2 protein-coding genes, 2 tRNA genes and 2 rRNA genes (1 of these 6 running past the window's edge) are annotated in these 5,000 nt (G+C 41.5%); all 6 read left to right on the forward strand.

Going from position 1 to position 5,000, the window contains the following annotated elements; translation table 11 throughout:
* Positions 1-190, forward strand: a 190-nt coding sequence (locus QWZ06_RS22945; RefSeq protein WP_290301420.1) for a hypothetical protein, incomplete at its 5' end; no start/stop codon positions are given.
* Entirely contained in the window at positions 190-384 is a 195-nt protein-coding gene (locus QWZ06_RS28025; RefSeq protein ID WP_353960028.1) for a transposase, read from the forward strand. The genes QWZ06_RS22945 and QWZ06_RS28025, both read left to right, overlap by 1 nt.
* Positions 385-1,500: 1,116 nt before the next feature.
* Positions 1,501-3,029: ribosomal RNA gene (locus QWZ06_RS22950) — 16S ribosomal RNA — on the forward strand.
* Between the two features lie 226 nt (positions 3,030-3,255).
* Positions 3,256-3,329: transfer RNA gene (locus QWZ06_RS22955), tRNA-Ile, on the forward strand.
* A gap of 103 nt (positions 3,330-3,432) precedes the next feature.
* A tRNA-Ala gene (locus QWZ06_RS22960) sits at positions 3,433-3,506 on the forward strand.
* A 206-nt stretch (positions 3,507-3,712) separates the two neighbouring features.
* Positions 3,713-5,000, forward strand: a 23S ribosomal RNA gene (locus QWZ06_RS22965) (it continues 1,490 nt past the right edge of the window).
* The 16S and 23S rRNA genes sit together here with 2 tRNA genes alongside, the layout of an rRNA operon.

Genomic DNA, 5,000 nt, shown 5'->3' on the forward strand with positions numbered 1-5,000 from the left:
AGCATTACGCTACCATTCACAAATTAATCCAGATACTGAGAAGCATTATGAAAGAAAGCTTAAGCATTTGGATAAAGAAATCAAAGAAGTAGAAAGCGCCTTCCCCAACTTCAGGATAAAGACTTTAAGAAAACTAAAGAACTTATACAGTCCGTTTCCGGAATTGGAGAAAAAACCTCTTTACAATTGATGACGGCTACTTCAGGATTTAAAAATTTTAATTCAGCACAATCATTAGTTAAGTATTTTGGTTTAGCTCCTAGAATATATCAATCTGGAAAAAAATCGTATTCTCCTGGAAAATGTCGCACTTCCAAGACTCATATACGAAGTTTATTGTATGTGTGTTCATGGACGGCGATTAAACACAATCCCCCATTGTAAAGAACTTTATTTAAGGTTGTTAGCTAAAGGAAAACCTAAAAAAGTAGCACTCATCGCTGTATGCAATAAACTTTTAAGAATATGCTTTGGAGTAGTTAAAAACAAAGTCCCTTATAATTCTGATTATATAAAAGATAAAATTTTAACTTAAATAATTTGCAAATTAACATAGAACATCGGGGCTAGGGTAGGGGACATAAGTATAAATGACGAGCAATAGGTAATAGGTAATAAGTAATGCTTGTTGACGTGATGTGTAATACTTGACATGTAATATATATTGAATGATTTTATTCAATATAATAACTAGAAAATATTGTACAGGATCATAGTATCTTCTTATAAATACATGTTAAGCTTGGTCTATTTGAGTGGGCTTTAGCCCACTCAAATAAATAAATAAATAAATAAACAAGTCCTTTTCCTTTGGCTTTAGCCCAAACCTATTTCAAAATGATTCTGAAAACCTACCTTTATAGTATATATGTATAAATTTATTATTCCCATTTGTATGTCATAACGCCCATCTCCCCATAATTCCATTACTCCCCAACCCTCTCATTGTAATCTCCAAACAAATGTTTAAAATTTTTCTCTCAAGGTATCAGGGGGTTAGAAGTAAAATGTTACACAGATATGAATTTTAAGTTAAATAAGTTTGTTTTGCGTGGTAATAAGTTGTTATCTTTGCCCCACTGAAAAACGAAAGAGATTCGGTAAGCGCAGAAGGGCTTTTGGATAAGCAAAAACAATATGATACTTGATAAGATATAATCGAAAAAAGCTTTATAAGTTTTAGCAAATAAAACTTGTGAGATAAAATAAAGTTAGTATCTTTGCAGTCCCAATTAAGGGAGCGCAGGAGTATAGAGATTGAGGTTAAGGGAGGAATTAAGGTTACTTAAAAAAACTTTAAAAATTTTTCTTTCGAAACATTTGGTCATTACGAAAATAAAGTTTTTACTTTTTGCACTCGCAAATACGGAGCGACACTGACAGAAAGATTGCTTCGTTACAAAGCGAAAGAAGAAAAAGATCATTGACATACAATATAACAACCAAGTAAGGAAAAAAACTAAAGCGTTAAAAAAAACTTTGAGTGAGTCAGACAAACATACAATGGAGAGTTTTGATCCTGGCTCAGGATGAACGCTAGCGGGAGGCCTAACACATGCAAGCCGAGCGGTATTTGTTCTTCGGAACAGAGAGAGCGGCGTACGGGTGCGGAACACGTGTGCAACCTGCCTTTATCTGGGGGGGATAGCCTTTCGAAAAGGAAGATTAATACCCCATAATATATTGAATGGCATCATTCGATATTGAAAAACTCCGGTGGATAGAGATGGGCACGCGCAAGATTAGATAGTTGGTGAGGTAACGGCTCACCAAGTCTGCGATCTTTAGGGGGCCTGAGAGGGTGATCCCCCACACTGGTACTGAGACACGGACCAGACTCCTACGGGAGGCAGCAGTGAGGAATATTGGACAATGGGTGAGAGCCTGATCCAGCCATCCCGCGTGAAGGACGACGGCCCTATGGGTTGTAAACTTCTTTTGTATAGGGATAAAACCTACTCTCGTGAGAGTAGCTGAAGGTACTATACGAATAAGCACCGGCTAACTCCGTGCCAGCAGCCGCGGTAATACGGAGGGTGCAAGCGTTATCCGGATTTATTGGGTTTAAAGGGTCCGTAGGCGGATCTGTAAGTCAGTGGTGAAATCTCACAGCTTAACTGTGAAACTGCCATTGATACTGCAGGTCTTGAGTGTTATTGAAGTAGCTGGAATAAGTAGTGTAGCGGTGAAATGCATAGATATTACTTAGAACACCAATTGCGAAGGCAGGTTACTAAGCAACAACTGACGCTGATGGACGAAAGCGTGGGGAGCGAACAGGATTAGATACCCTGGTAGTCCACGCCGTAAACGATGCTAACTCGTTTTTGGGGCTTCGGCTTCAGAGACTAAGCGAAAGTGATAAGTTAGCCACCTGGGGAGTACGAACGCAAGTTTGAAACTCAAAGGAATTGACGGGGGCCCGCACAAGCGGTGGATTATGTGGTTTTAATTCGATGATACGCGAGGAACCTTACCAAGGCTTAAATGGGAAATGACAGGTTTTAGAAATAGACTTTTTCTTCGGACATTTTTTTCAAGGTGCTGCATGGTTGTCGTCAGCTCGTGCCGTGAGGTGTTAGGTTAAGTCCTGCAACGAGCGCAACCCCTGTCACTAGTTGCCATCATTAAGTTGGGGGACTCTAGTGAGACTGCCTACGCAAGTAGAGAGGAAGGTGGGGATGACGTCAAATCATCACGGCCCTTACGCCTTGGGCCACACACGTAATACAATGGCCAGTACAGAGGGCAGCTACACAGCGATGTGATGCAAATCTCGAAAGCTGGTCTCAGTTCGGATTGGAGTCTGCAACTCGACTCTATGAAGCTGGAATCGCTAGTAATCGCGCATCAGCCATGGCGCGGTGAATACGTTCCCGGGCCTTGTACACACCGCCCGTCAAGCCATGGAAGTCTGGGGTACCTGAAGTCGGTGACCGTAATAGGAGCTGCCTAGGGTAAAACAGGTAACTAGGGCTAAGTCGTAACAAGGTAGCCGTACCGGAAGGTGCGGCTGGAACATCTCATTTTAGAGCGTCTTTTAGACGATAAACAAAATTAGTATCGAGAGATACAAGTACTTATTCAAAGTAAAGCTTTAGTTTTTTGTTTGGTTGATTTATATTAAAAAAAATACAAAAACCCACTAGAAATTAGTAAAGGGATTGAGAGAGACAAAGAAGATAAAAGCAGAGAGAGAAAGACGAAGAAATTAGTCTATTATCTATCAGTCTATCATCTTTACGTCTAATAGACAGTCTCGTAGCTCAGCTGGTTAGAGCGCTACACTGATAATGTAGAGGTCGGCAGTTCGAGCCTGCCCGAGACTACTAATTAAAGGGATTTAAAGATTGAAGAATTTAAAGATTTAAAAATTAGCAGCGTTTAATTTTTAAATGATAAAATCATTAAATATTTAAATCTTGACCTAGAGGGGAATTAGCTCAGCTGGCTAGAGCGCCTGCCTTGCACGCAGGAGGTCAAGGGTTCGACTCCCTTATTCTCCACATATAGATGGTTTAATATTAAATAAGCAGATAGAGCCAAAAACAATATTTGCGAATTAGATCAGAAATAGCATAACGATCATTGACATTAACGGTAAAGACATCACAAAGAGATAACCGAGCACTTTCGAGTGCGAAGTTTACAAAAAAATATTGATAATTTTAAATTATCTAGAAAAAAATACTGAACTAATAATAATATTAGGAAAGAAATCGTTAAGGGCGTATGGCGGATGCCTAGGCTTTCAGAGGCGACGAAGGACGTGGTAAGCTGCGAAAAGCTGCGGGGATTGGCACACACGAATTGATCCGCAGATGTCCGAATGGGGCAACCCGGCATGTTGAAGACATGTCACTCCGCAAGGAGAGCAAACCCGGAGAACTGAAACATCTAAGTACCCGGAGGAAAAGAAATCGAAGAGATTCCGTAAGTAGTGGCGAGCGAAAGCGGATTAGCCCAAAAGTCTTTATATATTTAGAAGAACGTTCTGGAAAGAACGGCCATAGACGGTGATAGCCCGGTATTCGAAAGGTATATTAAGATGATAAATGAGTATGGCGGGACACGTGAAATCCTGTCTGAATATGGGGGGGGACCATCCTCCAAGGCTAAATACTCCTGAAAGACCGATAGTGAACAAGTACTGTGAAGGAAAGGTGAAAAGCACTTCGAATAGAAGGGTGAAATAGAACCTGAAACCGTACGCCTACAAGCGGTCGGAGCAGCATTAAGCTGTGACGGCGTGCCTTTTGCATAATGAGCCTACGAGTTAATTTACTAGCGAGGTTAAGGTATTAAGTACCGGAGCCGGAGCGAAAGCGAGTCTGAATAGGGCGTATAGTTAGTAGGATTAGACGCGAAACCTTGTGATCTACCCATGGGCAGGTTGAAGCTCTGGTAACACAGAGTGGAGGACCGAACCGGTTGACGTTGAAAAGTCTTCGGATGACCTGTGGGTAGGGGTGAAAGGCCAATCAAACTGGGAGATAGCTCGTACTCTCCGAAATGCATTTAGGTGCAGCGTCGTATATAAGTTTATTAGAGGTAGAGCTACTGATTGGATGCGGGGGTTTCATCGCCTACCAATTCCTGACAAACTCCGAATGCTAATAAATGTTCTACGGCAGTGAGGGCATGGGTGCTAAGGTCCATGTCCGAGAGGGAAAGAACCCAGACCAACAGCTAAGGTCCCAAAATATATGTTAAGTTGAAGCAACGCGGTTGGACTGCATTGACAGCTAGGATGTTGGCTTGGAAGCAGCCATTCATTTAAAGAGTGCGTAACAGCTCACTAGTCGAGCGGTCCGGCATGGATAATAATCGGGCATAAACATATTACCGAAGCTATGGATTTGTATTTTAGATACATCTGGTAGGAGAGCATTCTATTTGCGCCGAAGCAGTACTGTGAGGTATTGTGGAGCGGATAGAAAAAGAAAATGTAGGCATAAGTAACGATAAAGGGGGGGCGAGAAAACCCCCCTCACCGAAAG

This window comes from Chryseobacterium tructae (assembly GCF_030409875.1).
GTDB classification, from domain to species: domain Bacteria; phylum Bacteroidota; class Bacteroidia; order Flavobacteriales; family Weeksellaceae; genus Chryseobacterium; species Chryseobacterium tructae.